General features: G+C 65.7%; 17 protein-coding genes. 11 read left to right on the forward strand and 6 right to left on the reverse strand.

Annotation, left to right across the window (positions count from 1 at the left end; translation table 11 throughout):
* Positions 1–144 precede the first annotated feature (144 nt).
* Complete coding sequence (locus tag QX039_RS01180; RefSeq protein ID WP_315770911.1) at positions 145–708, reverse strand: DinB family protein; 564 nt, start codon at positions 706–708, stop codon at positions 145–147.
* A gap of 164 nt (positions 709–872) precedes the next feature.
* Here QX039_RS01180 and ybaL point away from each other — a divergent pair, with 164 nt between their 5' ends.
* Positions 873–2621, forward strand: coding sequence for a YbaL family putative K(+) efflux transporter (gene ybaL, locus QX039_RS01185; RefSeq protein WP_315770913.1), 1749 nt, complete (start codon positions 873–875; stop codon positions 2619–2621).
* A gap of 656 nt (positions 2622–3277) precedes the next feature.
* Here ybaL and QX039_RS01190 read toward each other — a convergent pair.
* Positions 3278–3703: a GFA family protein gene (locus tag QX039_RS01190; RefSeq protein ID WP_315739144.1), complete on the reverse strand. Its 426-nt coding sequence runs from the start codon at positions 3701–3703 to the stop codon at positions 3278–3280.
* A gap of 258 nt (positions 3704–3961) precedes the next feature.
* Here QX039_RS01190 and QX039_RS01195 point away from each other — a divergent pair, with 258 nt between their 5' ends.
* The 4 genes from QX039_RS01195 to QX039_RS01210 all read left to right on the forward strand — a co-directional run bounded on the left by QX039_RS01195 (position 3962) and on the right by QX039_RS01210 (position 8093).
* Complete coding sequence (locus QX039_RS01195) at positions 3962–5167, forward strand: CoA transferase (RefSeq protein ID WP_315770915.1); 1206 nt, start codon at positions 3962–3964, stop codon at positions 5165–5167.
* Positions 5168–5171: 4 nt separating this feature from the next.
* On the forward strand, positions 5172–6338 hold the full coding sequence (locus tag QX039_RS01200) for an acyl-CoA dehydrogenase family protein (RefSeq protein ID WP_315770916.1): 1167 nt from the start codon (positions 5172–5174) through the stop codon (positions 6336–6338).
* Between the two features lie 265 nt (positions 6339–6603).
* Entirely contained in the window at positions 6604–7740 is a 1137-nt protein-coding gene (locus QX039_RS01205) for a thiolase family protein (RefSeq protein WP_315770917.1), read from the forward strand.
* On the forward strand, positions 7737–8093 hold the full coding sequence (locus QX039_RS01210; RefSeq protein WP_315770918.1) for an OB-fold domain-containing protein: 357 nt from the start codon (positions 7737–7739) through the stop codon (positions 8091–8093). Before QX039_RS01205 ends, QX039_RS01210 begins: the two co-directional genes overlap by 4 nt.
* 675 nt (positions 8094–8768) lie before the next feature.
* Here the strand turns inward: QX039_RS01210 and glsA are convergent.
* Positions 8769–10628, reverse strand: a complete 1860-nt coding sequence (gene glsA / locus QX039_RS01215; RefSeq protein ID WP_315770919.1) for a glutaminase A — start codon at positions 10626–10628, stop codon at positions 8769–8771.
* A gap of 330 nt (positions 10629–10958) precedes the next feature.
* On the opposite strand from glsA, the gene QX039_RS01220 reads away from it, so the two are divergent.
* Positions 10959–11945, forward strand: a complete 987-nt coding sequence (locus tag QX039_RS01220; protein ID WP_315739150.1) for an IclR family transcriptional regulator — start codon at positions 10959–10961, stop codon at positions 11943–11945.
* Positions 11875–13434, forward strand: a complete 1560-nt coding sequence (locus tag QX039_RS01225; RefSeq protein ID WP_315739151.1) for an acyl-CoA carboxylase subunit beta — start codon at positions 11875–11877, stop codon at positions 13432–13434. The genes QX039_RS01220 and QX039_RS01225 overlap by 71 nt, the downstream gene beginning before the upstream one ends.
* Before the next feature lie 10 nt (positions 13435–13444).
* Here QX039_RS01225 and QX039_RS01230 read toward each other — a convergent pair whose 3' ends face one another.
* The 3 genes from QX039_RS01230 to QX039_RS01240 form a co-directional block, all read right to left on the reverse strand.
* Complete coding sequence (locus QX039_RS01230) at positions 13445–14728, reverse strand: MFS transporter (RefSeq protein ID WP_315739152.1); 1284 nt, start codon at positions 14726–14728, stop codon at positions 13445–13447.
* 87 nt (positions 14729–14815) lie between these two features.
* Positions 14816–16003 carry an acetyl-CoA C-acyltransferase gene (locus tag QX039_RS01235; RefSeq protein ID WP_315739153.1) on the reverse strand — a complete coding sequence of 396 codons (1188 nt, stop codon included), beginning with the start codon at positions 16001–16003 and terminating at the stop codon, positions 14816–14818.
* 139 nt (positions 16004–16142) lie between these two features.
* A complete protein-coding gene (locus tag QX039_RS01240) occupies positions 16143–16913 on the reverse strand; it encodes an enoyl-CoA hydratase (protein ID WP_315739154.1) in 771 nt (256 codons plus the stop codon).
* Between the two features lie 155 nt (positions 16914–17068).
* Between QX039_RS01240 and QX039_RS01245 the strand changes: the two genes are divergently transcribed.
* The 4 genes from QX039_RS01245 (at position 17069) to QX039_RS01260 (ending at position 21795) form a co-directional block, all read left to right on the forward strand.
* Entirely contained in the window at positions 17069–17725 is a 657-nt protein-coding gene (locus tag QX039_RS01245; RefSeq protein WP_315739155.1) for a TetR/AcrR family transcriptional regulator, read from the forward strand.
* A gap of 184 nt (positions 17726–17909) precedes the next feature.
* Entirely contained in the window at positions 17910–19406 is a 1497-nt protein-coding gene (locus tag QX039_RS01250; protein WP_315739156.1) for a CoA-acylating methylmalonate-semialdehyde dehydrogenase, read from the forward strand.
* Positions 19407–19576: 170 nt separating this feature from the next.
* Entirely contained in the window at positions 19577–20722 is a 1146-nt protein-coding gene (locus QX039_RS01255) for an isobutyryl-CoA dehydrogenase (protein WP_315770920.1), read from the forward strand.
* Positions 20719–21795: an enoyl-CoA hydratase/isomerase family protein gene (locus QX039_RS01260; protein WP_315770921.1), complete on the forward strand. Its 1077-nt coding sequence runs from the start codon at positions 20719–20721 to the stop codon at positions 21793–21795. Before QX039_RS01255 ends, QX039_RS01260 begins: the two co-directional genes overlap by 4 nt.
* Positions 21796–21798: the final 3 nt, after the last annotated feature.

The raw sequence follows: 21798 nt of genomic DNA on the forward strand, positions 1-21798 counted from the left end.
CATTGCGAGCGCATGCGTGGAGAGAGCGCGGCAGCGCCTTTGCCCACCCCCAGGGTGCCATTCTGGTAGCCCGGATGAGCGCAGCGATATCCGGGTCCATCGCGACAGCTCGTGTGACCCCGGATGTCGCTGCGCTCAACCGGGCTACGGCTTCCAGACCTTTTCCTCGCTGAAGCCGAGCTCGGCAAAATCCTTCGTCCGGAACGAGGCGTCATCCGCCGGAAAGAACTCATCCAGCTGCGGCGGCTTCACCGACGTGCTCGACAGCATGGCATGCGCCTGGCCGCGGTGATGGATGTCGTGCTGGAACAGGTGCAGCAGCAGCCGGTCGCAGCGCTCGTTCTGCACCCGGCTCTCGCGGTTGATGCGGACGGTGTCGTCGAGCCGCGCCGGTGTCAGCGCCTCGCAGAACGCAATCAGCCGGCGGTCCATCGCGCTCTGCGCCTTCGCAAGATCGGCCAGGCGCGGGAACGGCACCTCGTTCTGCCACGCCATCGGGCCGAGCCAGCCGCCTTCCAGCGCATCGATGTAGAACAGATCGATGATGTAGATGTGGTTCAGCGTCCGCTGCAGGCTCGGGAAAAAGCCCGTGCGCTCGGCGGCGAAATCCTCGGCGCTGAGCTGGCCGCAGGCGGTCAGCAGCCGGTGATTGGCCCATGCATTGTTATAGGCGAAGGCGCGAAAGGTCTGGACGAGATCGGCGGGCATTGGGACAGGGCACCCCGTGATGGCTCGCCGCAGATCATACGGAACTGATCACGCCATTCACCACCGATTTCCGCAGCCATCCGTGCACCATCCCCATGCGCGTTGCGGAACTCTGCCACAATTGGTCGCGGTGCATCGCTGCGCCTCCTGTGCAACAAGTTGAGATGCCGCACGACACACCCCTCATCGCGACCATCGTCGCCGGCCTTGGACTGGCCTTCGTCTTCGGAGCGCTCGCGCAGCGGTTCCGGTTCCCGCCGCTGGTCGGCTACCTCCTCGCCGGCGTTGCCGTCGGTCCATTCACGCCGGGCTTCGTCGCCGACCAGGCGCTGGCGACCGAACTGGCCGAGCTCGGCATCATTCTCCTGATGTTCGGCGTCGGCCTGCATTTCTCGCTCAAGGACCTGATGTCGGTGCGCGCCATCGCCGTGCCCGGCGCGATCGTGCAGATCACGGTGGCGACCCTGATGGGCATGGCCTTGAGCTGGGCGATGGGCTGGTCGATCGGCGGGGGGCTCGTGTTCGGTCTCGCGCTCTCGGTCGCCAGCACCGTGGTGCTGCTGCGCGCGATGCAGGAGCGCCGGCTGATGGACACCGAGCGTGGCCGCATCGCGGTCGGCTGGCTCATCGTCGAGGATCTCGCGATGGTGCTGGCGCTGGTGCTGATCCCGGCCTTTGCCAGCCTGCAGAACGGCAATGGCGACGTCGCCGCCGCCGATCCGCTCGCCGCCCGCTTCGGCCTCGGGCTGACCGGCGTGCTGCTGCTGACCTTCGTCAAGATCGGCGTGTTCATGGCGGTGATGCTGCTGGTCGGCCGCCGCTTGATCCCGTGGATCCTGCACTACATCGCCCACACCGGCTCGCGCGAGCTGTTCCGCCTCGCCGTGCTCGCGATCGCGCTCGGCGTCGCCTTCGGATCGACAAAACTGTTCGGCGTGTCGCTCGCGCTCGGCGCCTTCTTCGCCGGCATGATGCTCGGCGAGTCGCCGCTGAGCCAGCGCGCCGCGCAGGAGTCGCTGCCGCTGCGCGATGCCTTCGCGGTGCTGTTCTTCGTCTCCGCCGGCATGCTGTTCGATCCGGGAAGCGTCATCCGCGAGCCCTGGCCGCTGCTCGCCACCTTGTTCATCATCCTGTTCGGCAAGTCGGTTGCCGCGTTCCTGATCGTGATCGCATTCCGCCATCCCACGTCGACGGCGCTGACGATCTCCGCGAGCCTCGCCCAGATCGGCGAGTTCTCCTTCATCCTCGCCGAGATCGGCGGTGCCTCGAACCTGCTGCCGAAAGCGGGCCGCGACCTGATCCTGGCCGGTGCCATCATCTCGATCATGCTCAATCCGCTGATGTTCGCCGCGCTCGATTGGCTGCTGCCGCGGCTGGAGCGCCGCCGCGCCGATGCCTCGACGCCGGCCGCAACACCGCCGGCCGAGATCCCGGTGACGCAACTGACCGAGCACACGATCATCGTCGGCTATGGCCGCGTCGGACGCCTCGTCGGCGAGGCGCTGCAGCAGCGCGGGCATCCGTTCCTTGTGGTGGAGACGTCGGAGGACATCCCGAAGCAACTGAAAGGCGCCGGCGTCGAGACCATCACAGGCAACGCCGCCCGCAGCAACGTGCTGCGCGCGACCAATCCGGCCCTGGCGCACGCGCTCGTCATCGCCATCCCCGAGGCGTTCGAGGCCGGACAGATCGTCGAGCAGGCGCGCGCCGCCAATCCGGCGCTGCACATCGTGGCGCGGGCGCATTCCGATGCCGAGGTCGATCATCTCAAGTCGCTGGGCGCCGACAAGGTCATCATGGGCGAGCGCGAGATCGCGCGCGGCATGATCGAGGAATTGGATACGAGGCCACCCGACGCCGCCCCCGAGCTGGCGCCGGAGCGGACGGCGGAGGGGGTGCAGATCCAGGCGTAGAACGCGCAGCCCCGGGTGAGCGAAGCGACACCCGGGTTCATTCGCACAGCTCGTGTGACCCCGGATATCGCTTCGCTCATCCGGGCTTCGGGCCTATGGCTGCGTCGAGCGGCGAATTTCGCTTGTGCCTTCAGACTGATTTGCCCTGTCCAGTCCCCGCGCGAAAAATATTCATGTTTCGTTTTTACAGAAAATATGTTTCACTCCCGCCATCCTGCTTCGCCACGAGGGGCGCTTCGCGATCGTCACGAACGTTGAGGCAGGGAGGCGGTGGCCGCGACGTGTCGCAGCGTAGCTTGTCTGCGCGGACGAACGGCATGGCGCGGACGTGAAGTCGCGTGGTCCCGGCATCCCGACGCTGATGCCAAGCCTAAGGGGCATGATGATCCCAACGGCGACGGTGGCCAAAAGCCGGTGCACCGAGGAGATCGCGAAGTAAGCGTGAAAACCATCGCGCAGGGAAGGCCGGGTCGGTCCGGCTGAACCTGTGGTTCTCTCCCCGTGCTTTCTTTCGCACGGGGGCCACGGGTGCCAGTCGGCACCCGGCCTTCCCTGCGCCCTCTGTTTCGAAGGGGGCGGCTTCGATCAGCACAGCTCGGACAGATCCTGTCGCGAGGCCCCTGATGCTCGCGTGGTTGCTGGAAGCAGACCTTGCCTTACTCCGGCATCATCTCGCCGGAGCCGCCGAACTCGGCCGGGAAATCCTTCAGCTTCGGCAGGCCGTCCCTGATGGGCAGCACCGTTTCCGCGTAGTTGACGTGCACGCCGGGCGTGAACTTCAGCGTCGGAATCGTCGCGGCATAGACGTCGATCATGCCGAGCGGCGGGTGGTCGGTCATCAGATGTCCGCCACACTTGGTGCAGTACTTGCGGTAGCTCATGTCGGTCTTGTGGTAGGTGCCGATCGCATCGGCGCCCTTTGTCACCCGCACGCTCTGTGGCTTCCACAGGGTGAAGGCGTTGACCGGGCCGGCCGACCAGGACCGGCACGACGAACAATGGCAATAGCCCATTGCCTCCGGCTCGCCGTCGGCCTCGATCTCGACCGTGCCGCAGAAGCATTTGCCCTGATAGAGCGTCATGAGAGCGTTCTCCCTCGTGTGTGTTCTGGATGTTGGACCGGCATGCTGACACACTTGAACGTTGAAATGGAATCCTAGAATGCAGCTCGCTGCAGGGAACATCTGGTGCAGCGCAGCGGTCCTCGTCCGTGATCCGCGACACGGAATGTTGCGGCGGGGGATCAGACGCATGGCCCCATACCCGCAGGCCCGCTTGCTAGGGAACATCAGGTGCCGTTAGCTCTGGCGACAACAAGGATCGAGGGAGCCGACGCCACGATGGGACCGCTTGCGGGCATCAAGGTCATCGACATGACCACCGTGCTGATGGGGCCGTATGCTGCCCAGACGCTCGGCGACTACGGCGCAGATGTCATCAAGGTGGAATCGCCGGAAGGAGACGTCACCCGCAAGATCGGCCCCTGGCACCATCCCGGCATGGGCCCGGTGTTCCTCAACACCAACCGCAGCAAGCGCGTGATCTGCCTCGACCTCAAGAAGACGGCCGGCCGCGAGGCCGCGCTGCGCATGGTCAAGGATGCCGACGTGCTGCTCTACAACATCCGGCCGCAGGCGATGGCGCGGCTGAACCTTGGCTATGATGTCGTCTCCGCGCTCAATCCGCGGCTGATCTATGCCGGTGTGTTCGGCTTCGGCCAGGACGGTCCCTATGCGGCCAAGCCCGCCTATGACGACCTGATCCAGGGTGGGGCGGCGCTGTCGCACCTGATGGCGGTCGCCGGTGACGGCACCCCGCGCTATGTACCCAATGCGCTGGTCGACCGCATCGTCGGCCTGACCGCGGTCGGCGCCATCTGCGCCAGCCTCGTGCATCGCGGCCGCACCGGGCGCGGCCAGCGCCTCGACGTGCCGATGTTCGAGACCATGTCGGCCTTCATCATGGGCGACCACATGGGCGGGCTGACCTACGAGCCGCCGCTCGACAAGGGCGGCTATGCGCGGCATTTGTCGCCCGACCGCCGGCCCTACAAGACCACCGACGGCCATATCTGCGTGATCGTCTACAACGACAAGCAATGGGACGCATTCTTCACGGCGTCCGGCCGCACCGACCTGCGGGGCGATGACCGGTTCAACAGCTTTGCCCGGCGTGCCGCCAACATCGATTTCGTCTATGCCGAGCTCGCGCGCATCTTTCAGACGCGCACCACGGCCGAATGGACCGATCTGCTGGATGCCGCCGACGTGCCGGTCATGCCGATGCACGACCTCGAAAGCCTGCTGAACGATCCGCACCTCGTGGCAACCGATTTCTTTCCCGTGGTCGAACATCCGACCGAAGGTCCGATCCGCAGCACCCGCGTCTCGGCGACCTGGTCAGAGACCAAGGCCGAGCCGCAGCGTCTGGCGGCACGGCCGAACGAGCATGGCGCTGATATCCTGCACGAGCTTGGATTTTCGGACGAGGAGATCGCCGCGATGATCCGCGACGGCGTGACCACGCCGGCGCCAGCCAGGGAGTGAGACGATGGATTTCGCGCTCTCCGCCAACCAGGAATCGATCCGTGATGCGGTGGCCAAAATCTGCGCTGATTTCGACGACGCCTACTGGCTGAAGAAGGACAAGGAGGGCGGCTTCCCCTTCGACTTCCACAAGGCGCTGGCAGATGCCGGCTGGCTCGGCATCTGCATCCCCGAGGAGTATGGCGGCTCCGGCCTCGGCATTCTCGATGCTGCGATCATGATGCGCACCATCGCCGAATCCGGCGCCGGCATGTCCGGTGCTTCGGCGATCCACATGAACGTGTTCGGGCTCAATCCGGTCGTCGTGTTCGGGACCAAAGAGCAGTGTGTGCGGATGCTGCCGGGCATCGTCGATGGCAGCGAGAAGGCCTGCTTCGCGGTGACCGAGCCCAACACCGGCCTCAACACCACCCAGCTCAAGACCCGCGCCGTGCGCAAGGGCGACCGCTACATCGTCAACGGCCAGAAGGTGTGGATATCGACCGCGCAGGTCGCCGAGAAGATCCTGCTGCTGGCGCGCACGACGCCGCTAGAGGAGGTGAAGCGGCCGACCCATGGGCTCAGCCTGTTCTACACGGATTTCGATCGCAATTGGATCAAGGTCCACGAGATCGAGAAGATGGGCCGCAAGCCGGTCGACTCCAATGAGCTGTTCTTCGAGGATTTCGAGATTCCGGCCGAGGATCGCCTGGGCGAGGAGGGGCGCGGCTTCGACTACATCCTGCACGGCATGAATCCGGAGCGCATCCTGATTGCCGCGGAGGCTGTCGGGCTCGGCCATCTCGCACTGTCGCGCGCGTCGGCCTATGCAAAGGTGCGCAACGTGTTCAATCGCCCGATCGGCCAGAACCAGGGCATCCAGCATCCCCTGGCAAAGAACTGGATGGAGTTGGAGGCCGCCTGGCTGATGGTGCTGCAGGCCGGCTGGCAATACGACCAGGGCATGGCGTGCGGCCCGGCCGCCAACGCCGCGAAATATCTCGCGGCAGAGGCCGGCTTCCACGCCTGCGAGCAGGCGGTGATGACCCATGGCGGCTTCGGTTACGCGCGCGAGTATCACGTCGAGCGTTACCTGCGCGAATCCCTGATCCCCCGCATCGCCCCGATCAGCCCGCAACTGATTTTGTCCTTCATCGCCGAGAAGGTCCTCGGCCTGCCCAAGTCGTATTGAGATGTCGTAGTGGGACGAGCCGGTATTGAGATGATGAACCATTCAGCTGTCAGGGACGAACGCTGCCTGCATTCCCTCCCCCCTTGTGGAGGAGGGGCAGGGAGGGGGGTACCCAGCAAAGATTCGTTGTGTGGCCGTCATTCCGGGGCGCGACGAAGTCGCGAACCCGGAATCTCGAGATTGTTTTGCGCATTCGTTTCTCAGCTCGAGATTCCGGGTTCATCGCTGCGCGATGCCCCGGAATGACGGCGGAGGGCGTGGCGCGATGACCTATATCACCGGCACTGGCCTGACATCCTTCGGCCGGCACGACGGCCGCTCCTCGCTCGATCTCATGAGCCTGGCCGCGCAGCTCGCGCTCGACGATGCCGGGCTGAGGCGGCGCGACATCGACGGCATCCTGTGTGGCTATTCCACGGTGTCGCCGCACATCATGCTCGCGACCGTGTTCGCCGAGCATTTCGGCCTCACGCCGTCCTATGCTCACGCCGTCCAGGTCGGCGGCGCCACCGGGCTCGCGATGGTGATGCTCGCGCATCACCTGGTCGAGGCCGGCGTGGTCAAGCACATGCTCGTGGTCGCCGGCGAGAACCGCCTGACCGGGCAGAGCCGCGACGCCTCGATCCAGGCGCTGGCGCAAGTCGGCCATCCCGACTACGAGTTGCCGCTGGGGCCGACGATCCCCGCCTATTACGGCCTCGTTGCGTCGCGCTACATGCACGAATACGGCGTCACCGAGGAGGACCTCGCCGAATTCGCCGTGCTGATGCGGGCGCATGCGTTCGATCATCCCGGCGCGCAATTCCATGAGCCGATCACCATCGCGGACGTCATGGCATCGAAGCCGGTGGCGCGGCCGCTGAAGCTGCTCGACTGCTGTCCGGTCTCCGACGGCGGCGCCGCCATCATCATCAGCCGCGAGCCGACCGGAGCGACAGCGGTGCGCGTGCGCGGCTGCGCCCAGGCGCACACACATCAGCACGTCACGGCGGCGCCGGCCCTGAGCGAGCTCGGTGCCGAAATCGCGATCAAAAAGGCCAAGGCGGCCGCAGGCATCGAGATCGCCGACGTCGACTACGCCGCGGTCTATGACAGCTTCACGATCACGCTGTGCATGCTGCTCGAAGACCTTGGGCTCGCCGGCCGCGGCGAGGCTGCGGCGCGGGTCAGGGCCGGGAATTTCAGCCGTGACGGCGCGGTGCCTCTCAACACCCATGGCGGGCTCTTGAGCTATGGCCATTGCGGCGTCGGCGGCGCGATGGCGCATCTCAGCGAGGCACATCTGCAGATGACGGAGCGGGCGGGTCACCGTCAGGTGCGCGACGCCACGCTGACCTTGCTGCACGGCGATGGCGGCGTGCTGTCGTCGCATGTCAGCATGTTCTGGGAGCGGGGGCGATGAGCGAATCGGCCGACTGGACCAGGGGCGTTGCAGCGATTCGCTTTCAGAGCTGCGCGTGCTGTGCCCACCTGCAGTATTTCCGCCGCGACTTCTGTGCGGCCTGCGGCTCGCTTGCGCTCACCGATCACGCGGCGACGGGCGAAGGCACCATCTATGCGGCATCATTGGTCTGCCGGGCAGCGACTCCAGAGACGCGCGCGCATGTGCCCTACAACATCGTGCTGGTGGATATGCGCGAGGGCTTTCGCATGATGGCCCATGGCGACCACGAACTTGCGATCGGCGATCTCGTCACGGCCCGCTTCGTCACCTTCGCCGGCGGCATCGTGCCGTACTTCGGGAAAGTCAAATGAAGATGGGGAACAGAACGACGTCTGAAAAGGTCGACCGCAGGCGGCCGAGGCGGGACGATACGCATGACAAATTCGTCCCGACCCGGATCGCCGCGCGATTGACGCAAAACTGTTACGCTACGCTCACCAACTCAAACGCAACTCTACTCGGTCGTTCGCGTGAGCAATCAAGCTCACATTCCTACCTACGGGCGATGAAGAAACTGCGACGCAGAACCTCCAGACAGCCCTTCATCGCCCGTAGAACAGGACGCTGGCGATGACGATCATGGACGTCACCGCCAGCATATGCGCGAGTGCCTCCGACGTTGCCCTCTTAGTGGCTTCCTTCATGCCGTTTCCTCCCTGGACACTGGACACGACTTTCCGTGGCGCAAATACACACGCTACGTCGGCTGGAATTTTACTCGGAACACCCCACTTCGACGTTCGCTTCGCGAGTCCCCACTCGGCGTTCATCGACGGTTCAGAACATCGTCGGGTAATGCGGCGTGAATTGGGCTCGCTTATGGTTGTCCTGCGACCGAGTCCCGGTAACGTTTAGGCGAGCCCGTACAAATACGAGTGATGCGAATTATCGACCGAAAGCCGTTAGTTACTGTGGATTGCAACCTTGAGTAATTGTTTGCTTCGACCGCGTGCGACACTTCGATGACGGACTTCGACGCACTGAGATCAGTCTGCCGCGAGCAAATTGAGCCGCGCATTGGCGACAGTCAGACGCTCGGCCAACAGCTGCGCCAGATTGCGCATGATCCGCTCGCCGGCTTTCGGATGTCGCACCCGGAAACGTTCGAAATCCACCAGCGAGATCTCGAAAGCGGTGGCCGAGAAATCCGCGACGACGTCGGCGGAGCGCACGGGCTCCAGCAGTGCCATCTCGCCGAAGCATTGCCCTGCCGTCAGCGTCGCGAGCCGGATGCCGTCGGGCAGGGTGACGTGGACGACGCCGGAGCGCAGGAAGAACAGCGAGGCCGCAGCATCGCCGGCCGCGAGGATGCGTTCGCCCTGCCGATAGTGCCGGATGATCGCCAGTGCCGCGAGCTCATGGCGCTCGTCCGCGGAGAGCCCCGCGAGCAGCGGCTGCTCGGCGAGCTCGGTGGTTTCGAGGAAATCGATGGCGCCGCCATAGCGATAGACGATCTGGTCCTCGGCCCATTCGATCGCGGTGTCGAGCAGGTAGAAGTCGCGCACGTTCTTGCTGTCGCCGGTACGGGCCGCGATCTCCTGCCATTCCGGCGAGCTGCGGCGGATGCCCGACAGCACGACGGTGACGTGGAAGTCGGCGAGCTCGTGAAACAGCTCGGAGAGCAGGCGCAGGCCTGCTTGTGTCATCGCGGTGACGCGGTGGAGGTCGACGATGACGAATTGCGGTCGCGTGCTCGCCGCAAGCTGGCGCGAGACGTAGTCGACGCTGGAAAGAGACAGCGTGCCGACCAGCTCGAGCACGCGCACCGCGTCGGGATGGGCGGAGAGGATGTTGCGCTCCTGAGCGCGGCGGCTGCGTCGCGACGGATTGGCGCCGATGTCGTAGTCGGCGATGATCGTGGTGCGCGCATCGTCGGAACGGTTCAGCATGTGCAGGCCGTAATGCGCCGACAGCGCCTCGCAGACCTTGATGCCGCGCACGCTGTTGCCGTGACCGTCGAGCCTGGGCGAATAGCTGCCGAGCCCGAGCCGTGCCGGCAGGCTTGCCAGGATGCCGCCGCCGACGCCGCTCTTGGCGGGAATGCCGACGCGGTAGATCCACTCGCCGGCGAAGTCATACATGCCCGACGAGGTCATCACCGACAGCGTGCGCGACACGGCGTAGGGCGTCACCACCTGCTCGCCGGTGACCGGATTGACGCCACGATTGGCGAGCGTGGCCGCCATGATCGCGCAGTCGCGCGCTGTGACGAGCACGGCGCATTGCCTGAAGTAGACCGCGAGCACGTCGTCGACAGGCTCCCTGATGACGTCGGAAGTCCGCAGCAGATAGGCGATCGCGCGGTTGCGATCGCCGGTGGCGGCTTCCGATGCGAACACCGCGTCGTCGACATCGAGCTTGCGGCCGGCGAAGCGGCCGAGCGCATCGCGGATGGTCTCGAAGGCGTCGTCGTGCCGTGCCCTGCGGATCAGGCCGCTGCAGGCGATCGCGCCGGCATTGACCATCGGATTGAACGGGTGGTTCTCGGCATTGAGCCGGATCGAATTGAAGGGATCGCCGGACGGCTCGACGCCGATCACGCGTTCGACCTCGTCGGAGCCGAGCGTATCGAGCGCCAGCGCGAACACGAACGGTTTCGACATCGATTGAATCGTGAACGGCACGCGGCTGTCGCCGACCTCATAGACATGGCCGTCGAGCGTGGCGAGGCTGATGCCGAAATGCGCCGGGTCGGCTTTACCGAGCTCGGGAATGTAGTTCGCGACCGCGCCGTCGTGGTCAGGCCAGAAGTCGGCATGGCAGGCCGACAGGAAGCGCTGCAGCGGCGGCATCGCGGCCGTCGCCCAATGCTGCGGATGTCGGATCGGCCGGGGGTGGGTGGTCATGGGAAGGCTCGGCGGGAACAAGGTCTCGCGCTGGTTATGTCGCAGCCGCGAGGGCGCAGCCAGCCCACACTTGTCGCAACACTGGTCAAATGTTGCCGCTGCTCACCGATTGAGCGGGAGCCTGCCGGCGCAGTGCTGCGCTTCGGAACCGGCGATCGTGGTCATCTCCGACCCATGCTGCCGATTGCCGGGGAGATGCCGAGTCTTGTGCCAACACGCTGAAGAATGGCGGCTTTTAGAGACGGTCTACTGTTGTGACGGCAAAACGGCTGGGTTAGCTTGTTCAATAAGCGGAATATCATTCCGCATGACGGAATTGGTGGGAAACGCATGGGACGACGGTCTGAGCGATTGAGCAGGAGCAGCATGCTGCCCGGAGATCTCGCCGGCGAGGGCGAGGTCATTCAGGTGGTGTCGCGGGCGTTCGACGTGCTTCGCTGTTTCGAGGGGCACGAGGCGCGGCTCGGCAATCTCGAAATCTCCAACCGCTGCGGCCTGCCGCGGTCGACGGTGTCGCGGCTGACGCACACGCTGACGCGCATGGGCCAGCTGGTCTACCTGCCGCGCGATCAGAAATACCGCATCGGCCCGAGCGCCGTGGCGATGAGCACGTCGATGACCCGAGGCTTGCAGTTGCGCAATCTGATCCGGCAGCGGCTGCAGGACGTCGCCGAGCAGTTGCCCGGCACCGTCGGCTTCGTCATTCCCGACCGCTTCCACCTCGTCTATCTGGAGTTCGGCCGCGCCGCTAATGCGCTCGGCCTGCATGAGACCACGGGCAGCCGCATCTCGATGGCCTCGACCGCGGCCGGTCATGCCTATGTCGCCGCGCTCGAGCCGGAGGTCGGCGATGCCTTGCTGGCCGAGATGGAGCGCGAGATGCCGGACGCGGCCAAGCTGCTGCGGCCACGCCTCGAGCACAACAGACAGTTTCTCAAGGAGCATGGCTACGTCGTAGCCTGCGGCCTGTGGAGTCCGCACATCAATGGCGTCGCGCTGCCGCTGTGGTCGCCGCAATACCAGACTTATGTCGTGCTCACGATCGGCCTGTTGTCGGCGATGTACGACGAGCAGCGGCTGCACGACGAGGTCGCCCAGCCGATGCGCGAGCTCGGCCGCAGCATCGCCGCGCTGCTGCAGGGCGCGGAAGCCGACGTCTTCAACAGCCGGATGGACAGAAAGCCGCTCCAGGTGAACGCGAAGACCAACCATAAGAACAAGACCATCACCGGGGCAGGGGGAACGAATGAGTTGGCAGCCGGAGCTCGAGGAACTGGCCCGGCGCGAGGCCTTCGCGCGGGAGATGGGCGGGCCTGACAAGGTCAAGCGTCAGCACGACCAGGGCCGCCTCACCGTTCGCGAGCGCATCGACGGCGTCGTCGATCCCGGCAGCTTCCACGAGATCGGCGCGGTCTCAGGGATCGGCGAGTATGACGAGCAGGGCGAGCTCACGCATGTGACGCCCGCCAATTGCGTGTTCGGGCGCGGCCGCATCGACGGCCGCACCGTCGTCGTGGTCGGGGATGACTTCACCGTGCGCGGCGGCTCGGCCGACGCATCGATCGCCGCCAAGCCGCTGATGGCGGAGGAGATGGCGCACGACTTCCGTCTGCCCATCATCCGCATCATCGAGGGCTCCGGCGGCGGCGGCTCGGTCAAGACGATCGAGACCAAGGGCGCGGCCAACCTGCCTGGCGGCATCGGCGGCAATCGCTGGTACCGCTACACGACCGAGAACATGTCGCTGGTGCCCGTGGTCGCGCTCGGCCTCGGCTCGGTCGCAGGGCTAGGCGCGGCGCGGCTCGCGGCGAGCCACTACTCGGTGATGACCAAGCAGTCGGCGATGTTCGTCGCCGGCCCGCCGGTCGTGAAGCGGCTGGGGCAGGACCTCGGCAAGATGGAGCTCGGTGGCGCCGACATCCAGACCCGCGCCGGCGGCGTCGATCATGCGGTGGACACCGAGGCGGAGGCGTTCGCCTGCGCGCGGCGCTTCCTGTCCTACCTGCCATCGTCGGTCTACGAGCTGCCGCCGACCTTGCCCTGCACCGATGACCCGCAGCGCGTCGACGAGCAGCTCATCAGCGCGGTGCCGCGGGATCGCCGGCGCGTCTACAAGATGCGGCCGATCATCGAGTCCGTCGTCGACAACGGCTCGTTCTTTGAGGTGACGCAGAACTATGGCCGTCCGATCATCATCGGCCTCGCGCGTCTCGAAGGCCGCGCGGTGATGGTGCTGGCGAGCGATCCCTATCATTATGGCGGCTCGTGGACCGCGGATGCCTGCCAGAAGGTGATCCGCTGGGTCGATTTCGCCGAGACCTTCCATCTGCCGATCGTCTACCTGATGGATTGCCCCGGCTTCATGGTCGGGCTCGAGGCGGAGAAGGCGGCAACCATCCGCCATGGCGTGCGCGCGATGGCCGCCGTCAATCAGTCGACGGTGCCGTGGTGCACGGTGATCGTGCGCAACAATTTCGGCGTCGCCGGTGTCGTGCATCAGCCAGCCGACCGGTTCTCGATCCGCTACGCCTGGCCGTCGGCCTATTGGGGCTCGCTGCCGCTCGAAGGCGGCATCGAGGCGGCCTATCGCGCCGAGATCGACGCCGCGCCCGACCCGAAAGCCAAGCTCAAGGAGATCGAGGATCGGCTGAACAAGCTGCGCTCGCCGTTCCGCTCGGCCGAGAAGTTCTGGGTCGAGGAGATCATCGACCCGCGCAAGACGCGCGCGCTGCTGTGCGAGTTTGCGCGCCTTGCCGAGCCGCTGCGCACGCCCGGGCCGCCCACGGCGATGACGACTCGGCCGTGAGCCGCTGATGTTAAGCCGCGGCGGGCTTCGCCTGCCGCGCGATCGCCAGCGCCAGGAGCGCGGCGACGATGCACAGTGCGCCCGCCGTGAAGAACGCCGGCAGGTAGCTCTGCAACAGAGTGCGCGACAGGCCGGCGCCGAACGCGGCGGTGCCGGCGCCGAGCTGATGTCCGGCGAACACCCAGCCGAACACCAGATTGGCCCGCTCGGCCCCAAACCGCTGCGCGGTCAGCCGCACCGTCGGCGGCACGGTGGCGATCCAGTCGAGGCCGTAGAACATCGCGAACAGCGACAGGCCATAGAAAGAGAAGTCGGTGAACGGAAGGAACAGCAACGAGAGCCCGCGCAAGCCGTAGTACCAGAACAACAGCCAGCGATTGTCATACCGGTCCGACAGCCACCCCGAGACGATCGTGCCGACGAAGTCGAACATGCCCATCGCGGCGAGCAGGCTCGCCGCCTGCACCTGCGGAATGCCGAAGTCGAGGCACATCGGGATCAGATGGACCTGGACGAGGCCGTTGGTCGAGGCGCCACAGATGAAGAAGGTCGCGAACAGCATCCAGAACACCGGTGCGCGCGCCGCATCGCGGAGGGTGCCGAGCGCGGCGGCGAGGATCGGTGTGGTGACGGGCGCGGGTGCGGCGATCGGGTCGGTGCCCTTGTCGCCGAAGGGACGCAGGCCGAGATCGCTCGGGCGATCGCGCATCAGCAGCAGCACGGCGGTGGCGGAAACGCCGAGCATGACGCAGATGAGCCCGAGCGCGACGCGCCAGCCGAGCCGCTCGGTGAGGCTGGCGAGCAGCGGCAGGAACACCAGCTGTCCGGTGGCGACGCTGGCGGTGAGGATGCCGACGACGAGGCCGCGGCGCGCGACGAACCAGCGCGTCGCGATGGTGGCGCCCAGCACCAGCGCGGTCATGCCGGTGCCGATGCCGATCACGACGCCCCACAGCAGCACGAGGTGCCAGACATGGGTCATCGCCAACGACGAAAGCAGCGCGGTCACGACGATCAACTGGGCCAAAAGCGTGATGTTGCGCAGACCGTAGCGGTTGAGCAGGGCGGCGGCGAAGGGGGCCATCAGCCCGAACAGCACGAAGCGGATCGACAGTGCCGAGGAGATCTCCGCGGTGCTCCAGCCGAACTCCTGCTGCAGCGGCACGATGAACACGCCGGGTGCTCCCACCGTGCCGGCCGATACCAGGGCCGTGAAGAACGTTACGGCCACCATGATCCAGCCATAGTGGATGTTGCGCCGTTCGAGTGCTGCCGCGAGCCGGTTCGAGATCATGTGCTTCTCAGTTCGATGGGGATTTCGCGCCCATTCTGTCAGGGCGCCTCAACGACATAAATGGCTAAGTTCCCTCGTTTCAGGACATCAAGGTCGCTCTACGGCGATCGCAGTCGCCTCGCCGCCGCCGATGCATAGCGACGCCACGCCGCGCTTTAGTCCACGGGCCTGCATCGCATGCAGCAGCGTCACGATCAGCCGCGCGCCGGTGGCGCCGATGGGATGGCCCAGCGCGCAGGCGCCGCCGTTGACGTTCAGCCGGTCACGCGCAATGCCAAGGTCGCGCTGCGCGGCCATCGCGACGATCGCAAACGCCTCGTTGATCTCGAACAGGTCGACATCCTCCACCCGCCAGCCGACCTTGTCGAGCAGCTTCCTGATCGCCGGAATCGGCGCGGTCGTGAACCATTGCGGCTCCTGGCTGTGCGTGGCGTGGCCCTTGATCTCCGCGATGATGGGCAGCCCGTCACGGTCCGCACGCGAGCGCTTGGCGAGCACGAGCGCTGCGGCACCATCCGCGTTCGCAGAGGACGCCGCGGGCGTGATAGTGCCGTCTTTGCGGAACGCCGGCTTCAGCGCCGGGATCTTCGCCGGATCGACCTTGAGCGGATGCTCGTCATTGACGACCAGGCGTGCGCCGGATTTCTCGACGAGCGTGATCGGCGCGATCTCGGCCTTGAACGCGCCGCTCTCGACCGCCCTGCGCGCACGCGTCAGCGTCTCGACGGCGTAGGCATCCTGGTCGGCGCGGGTGAACTGATAGGCCTCGGCCGTCGCCTCGCCAAAATCGCCCATCGAGCGTCCGGTCTCATAGGCGTCCTCCAGGCCGTCCAGCATCATGTGATCGAGGATCCGATCGTGCCCGGCACGATAGCCGCCGCGCGCCTTGGTCAGCAGATACGGCGCGTTGCTCATGCTTTCCATGCCGCCGGACACGACGAGGTCGGCAGAACCGGCCTGGATGATATCGTGCGCCAGCATCGTAGCCTTCATTCCAGAGCCGCAGACCTTGTTGATGGTGGTGGCGCCCGTGGCATCGGGCAGGCCGGCGCCCCGTGCCGCCTGCCGCGCCGGAGCCTGGCCCTGACCTGCCGGAAGCACGTTGCCCATGACAACCTCCGTGACCGCGTCAGGCGAAACGGCGGCGCGTTCGAGCGCGGATTTGATCACGTGCGCACCGAGCTTGTGCGCGCTCAGCGGCGACAACTCGCCCATGAAGCGGCCGAGTGGAGTGCGGGCAGCGGACAGGATCACGACGGGATCGGACGAGGCCATGACAGGCTCTCCCTTGAGAAAGATGATAATCATCATATAATGAAATCGCGAAAAAGGAAACCCCGGCAATCGCGCTGAACTTGTCGTGAAGTTGGCGCGACACTGCCGGGATCCGCGAGACGAGACTTGGAGAAACTTGCTATCGCTTGCGGTCGATGAACTGCTGCATCAGCCGTTTCGGCTCGTCGGTCAGGAACGACCGTCCGAAGGCGCCGATCGATATCTCGACGGACTCCTTCAGCGGCAGCTCCTCCCATTGCCGCAGCAGAGCCTTCTGAGTCCGCAGCGCTTCGGGACCGCAGGCGAGCAGGGATGCCACGGCCTTTTCGACCGCGATGTCGAGCTCTCCCTCGGCGGCGACGGCGTCGACAAGGCCCCAGGCGAGCGCCGTCGGCGCGTCGATCGTCTCGGCCGTCATCAGCAGCCAGCGCGTGCGGCCCCAGCCGATGAGACGCGGCAGCAGCGCGGCATGAATGACCGAGGGGATGCCGACACGAACCTCGGGCATGCCGAACTTGGCATCATGTGCCGCGACACGGATATCGCAGGCCGTTGCGACCTCCAATCCGCCACCCAGACACCACCCTGGCATCCGCGCAATCACGGGTGCAGGAAAATTTCGCACCGCATCGCAGAGCCCGGCAAGTCGCGAGATGAACGTTTCCGCTGAAGCCTGATCGAGCGTCGCCATCTCCTTGATGTCGGCGCCGCCGATCATGCTCTTCCCGCTTTCGCCGGCCAAAACGAGAACGCGAATGCCGGCTTCGGCGGCGAGCGATTGCAGGCCGGCTTCTATGTCGAGAATCGCCGCCGAACCGAGAATATTGAGCGGACCGGCATTGCAGATCGTCAGCCGGACCACGCCGCGGCCGTCACGACTCACGCCGCAGTGGGAATTGAGCATGTCCATGGTTGTCCTCGTCGGGTTCCTGGGCAAGGGAGAGTGTGCCGGGAATAAATCAGGCCAGCGAAGTTGATTTAGATCAACTCGAATTCATCAAATAGCTGCAGTCAGCAGGACGCAGAACTGTTATTGTATGACCGCAGACATTCAATGGGACGGCAATGCGTTACTCTCCGGAACACAAGGCGGAAACCCACGCGCGGATCGTGCGCAAGGCATCGGTGCGGCTGCGCGAGCGTGGTGCTCACGGTGTCGGGGTTGCCGACCTGATGAAGGAGGCCGGGCTGACTCATGGCGGCTTCTATGCGCATTTCGATTCGCGCGAGGCGCTGGTCGTGGAGGCGTTCGGTTATGCGATCGACCGTTCGATTGAGCATTGGCGCAAGCTGCTGGACCAACTGCCGCCGCAGAAGCGACTCGCGGCCATCGTCGACGGCTATCTGTCCGCGGCTCATCGCGACGATGTCGGTCACGGCTGCGCGGTTCCTGCGCTCGGAGCAGAAATCGCCCGCGAGAGCGCAAAGACCCGCAAGGCCTTTGCTGCGAAGCTGGAAGAGCTGATCGCCCTGTTCGCCGAGTACATCAGCGACGTGCCGGCCAAGACTGCGCGAAGGCGGGCTTCGGCGATGCTCGCGACGCTGATGGGGACGCTCGTGATGGCGCGACTCATGGGCAGCGGCGAATTGTCAGACGAAATCCTGAGCTCCGGGCGCGAGGTGGCGCTGGCTGTCGCCAGCGGCGGCGGGCCGGCGGGGAGGGCCCCTGCGCGGGCGCCCGCGAAAAGGCCCGTGAAGAAGGCGGCAGCCGCGAAGCGCTGATCCGTCGCGCGGCTCGGATGGTGGACGCAGCGCGCCACGCTGCAGGGCCTGCCGTGATCGTGCCGGCCGAGCGAAGGGGCGGCATTTTCGCAGCGCCGGGCAGCGCTTAGACCCTTCCCAAACGCCGCAAAGACTGCAAGATGCCGGCCAAATCGGCACTGCTTACCCCTGCGGAGGATACCCCATGCGTTCGATCGGTCATTTCATTGGCGGCAAAGAGGTCAAGGGCACGTCTGGACGGACGGCCGACGTCTTCGAGCCCATGACCGGCGACGTTCAGGCCAAGGTCGCGCTGGCCTCTCGCGCCGAGCTCCGTGCCGCTGTCGAGAACGCAAAGGCGGCGCAACCGGCCTGGGCCGCGACCAATCCGCAGCGCCGCGCCCGCGTGATGATGAAGTTCGTCGAACTCGTCCAGCGCGACTATGACCAGCTCGCCGATCTGCTTGCGCGGGAGCATGGTAAGACCGTCCCCGACGCCAAGGGCGATATCCAGCGCGGCCTGGAGGTCGCGGAGTTCGCCTGCGGCATTCCGCACCTGATGAAGGGCGAGTACACTGAGGGAGCCGGCCCCGGCATCGACATCTATTCGATGCGCCAGCCGCTCGGTGTCGTTGCCGGCATCACGCCGTTCAATTTCCCGGCGATGATTCCGATGTGGAAGTTTGCCCCTGCCATCGCCTGCGGCAATGCCTTCATCCTCAAGCCCTCGGAGCGCGATCCGGGCGTGCCGATGAAGCTCGCCGAGCTGATGATCGAGGCCGGGCTGCCGGCGGGCATCCTCAACGTCGTCAACGGCGACAAGGAGGCGGTCGACGCCATCCTCGAGGATCCGGACATCATGGCGATCGGCTTCGTCGGCTCGTCGCCGATCGCGCAGTACATCTATGAGCGCGCGGCTGCGCACGCCAAGCGCTGCCAGTGCTTCGGCGGCGCCAAGAACCACGCCATCATCATGCCGGACGCCGATCTCGACCAGGCGGTCGATGCGCTGATCGGCGCCGGCTACGGCTCGGCCGGCGAGCGCTGCATGGCGGTCTCGGTCGCCGTGCCCGTCGGCAAGACCACGGCCGACCGGCTGATGGAGAAGCTGATCCCGCGCGTTGAAAGCCTGAAGATCGGCACCTCGGTCGATCCCTCGGCCGATTTCGGTCCGCTGGTGACCCGCGAGGCGGTCGAGCGCGTCAAGAATTATGTCGATATTGGCCTCAAGGAAGGCGCGACGCTCGCCGTCGACGGCCGCGGCTTCAAGATGCAGGGCTACGAGAACGGCTTCTACATGGGCGGGTGTCTGTTCGACAACGTCACCAAGGACATGCGGATCTACAAGGAGGAGATCTTCGGCCCGGTGCTGTCGGTCGTGCGCGCCAAGGACTACGCCGAGGCGCTGGCGCTGCCGTCGGAGCATGATTACGGCAACGGCGTCGCGATCTTCACCCGCGATGGCGACGCGGCGCGCGACTTCGCGGCCAAGGTCAATGTCGGCATGGTCGGCATCAACGTGCCGATCCCGGTGCCGATCGCCTACTACACCTTCGGCGGCTGGAAGAAGTCCGGCTTCGGCGACCTCAACCAGCACGGTCCGGATTCGATCCGCTTCTACACCAAGACCAAGACCGTCACCTCGCGCTGGCCGTCCGGTGTCAAGGAAGGCGCGGAGTTCTCGATCCCGCTGATGAAGTGAGGTCGGGTCCGTTCGGACTCTCTCCTTCGTCATTGCGAGCGAAGCGAAGCAATCCAGGATCTTTCTGCAGAGGCAGTCTGGATTGCTTCGCCGCCTTCGGCTCCTCGCAATGACGGCGCATGAGGAAAGCGCAAAGACCAATAAACAAGACCAGGAAACGCGGAGAACGGATGCAGTTCGCTCTCGACGAGGATCAGATCGCGGTGCGCGACATGGCGCGCGCCTTCGCGGCCGAGAAGATTGCCCCGCATGCGCTGCGCTGGGACGAGGAGAAGCATTTTCCCGTCGATGTGATGCGGGAGGCGGCGGGCCTCGGCATGGGCGGCATCTACATCCGCGACGATGTCGGCGGCTCGGGCCTGAGCCGGCTCGACGCGGCACTGATCTTCGAGGCGCTGGCGACAGGCTGCCCCACGGTCTCGGCTTTCATCTCGATCCACAACATGGCCTCGTGGATGATCGACACCTTCGGTACCGAGGCCCAGCGCCAGGCTTACCTGCCGAAGCTCTGCGCCATGGACCTGATCGCGAGCTACTGCCTGACCGAGCCGGGCGCGGGCTCCGATGCGGCGGCGCTGCGCACGCGCGCGGTGCGCGAGGGCGACGACTACATCCTCAACGGCCAGAAGCAGTTCATCTCCGGCGCGGGCGCCACGGATATCCTCGTTGCGATGGTTCGCACGGGAGCCGACGGTCCTGGCGGCATCTCGACCCTCGTGATCGATGCCAATACCCCCGGCGTGTCGTTCGGCGCCAATGAGCGCAAGATGGGCTGGAACGCGCAGCCGACCCGCGCGGTGATCTTCGAGAATGCGCGGGTTCCGGTGGCCAACCGGCTGGGCGAGGAAGGCATCGGCTTCAAGATCGCCATGGCCGGGCTCGACGGCGGCCGTCTCAACATCGCCGCCTGCTCGCTCGGCGGCGCGCAGGCGGCGCTCGACAAGACGCTGGCCTATACGAAAGAGCGCAAGGCGTTCGGTAAGCGGCTCGACGAATTCCAGGCGCTGCAGTTTCGCATCGCCGACATGGCGATCGAGCTGGAGGCGGCGCGCACCTTCGTCTGGCGCGCGGCGGCTGCGCTCGACCGCAAGGATGCTGACGCGACCATGCTGTGCGCCATGGCCAAGCGCTTCGGGACCGATGTCGGCTTCGAGGTCGCCAACCAGGCGCTGCAGCTGCACGGCGGCTACGGCTATTTGAGCGAATACGGCATCGAGAAGATCGTCCGCGATCTGCGCGTGCATCAGATTCTCGAAGGCACCAACGAGATCATGCGCCTGATCGTGTCGCGCAAGCTGATCGAGGCGGCGCGATGAGCGAGGTCATCGAAGGCGACCTGATCATCCGCCGCGAAGGCTCGGCCGGCATCATCCGGCTGAATCGGCCGAAGGCGATCAACGCGATGACGCTGGAGATGTCGATGGGCATCGATGCCGCGCTGGATCAGTTCGAGGGCGATCCGGCCGTCGCAATTGTCGTGCTCGAAGGCGCGGGCGAGCGTGGACTTTGCGCGGGCGGCGACATCCGCGGGCTCTATGAGAGCTCGAAGACGAACGGCGATCTCGGCAAGGTGTTCTGGCGCCAGGAATACATCATGAACGCGCGCATCGGGGCGTTCCCAAAACCCTATGTCGCCTACATGGACGGGCTGGTGATGGGCGGCGGCGTCGGACTATCGGCGCATGGCCGTCACCGCATCGTGACCGAGAAGACCAAGCTCGCGATGCCGGAAGTCGGCCTCGGCTTCTTTCCCGACGTCGGCGGCACCTGGCTCTTGTCGCGCGCGCCTGGCGAACTCGGCGCCTATTTCGGCCTGACCGGGCAGACCATGAACGGGCCCGATGCGATCCATGCGCGCTTTGCCGATGCCGTGGTGCCGACCGAGAAATGGCCGGCGCTGCGCGAGGTCCTGACCAAAGTCAGGCCGGGCACGCTGTCGATCGAGATCGACCGGCTGATCGCCGGCTTCGCGACGTCGGAGACGGCCGGCCCGGTGGCGGCGCAGCAGGCGAAGATCGACGCGTGGTTCGCCCATGACAGCATGCACGACATCTTTACCGCGCTGAGAGCGGACGGCTCGGAGCTCGCGTTGGCGACGCTGAAGACGCTGAAGGAGAAGTCGCCGCGCGGCATGGTCGTGACGCTCAAGCTGCTGCGACTGGCACGCGGTGCGGCGTCCCTGGAGGAATGCTTGGTGCGTGAGTATCGTGCGGCGCTCGAAGTGTTCCGCAGCGACGATTTCCGCGAGGGCGTGCGCGCGGCGATCATCGACAAGGACCGCGATCCCAGATGGTCGCCGCCTGATGTCGATCTGGTGACACCGGACATGCTGGCGCCATATCTTGCCGAGATTGGCGCCGACGAGCTGACCTTTCCGCAGAGCAAATAGCAA

It is taken from the genome of Bradyrhizobium sp. SZCCHNR1043 (assembly GCF_032489675.1).
Lineage (GTDB): Bacteria > Pseudomonadota > Alphaproteobacteria > Rhizobiales > Xanthobacteraceae > Bradyrhizobium.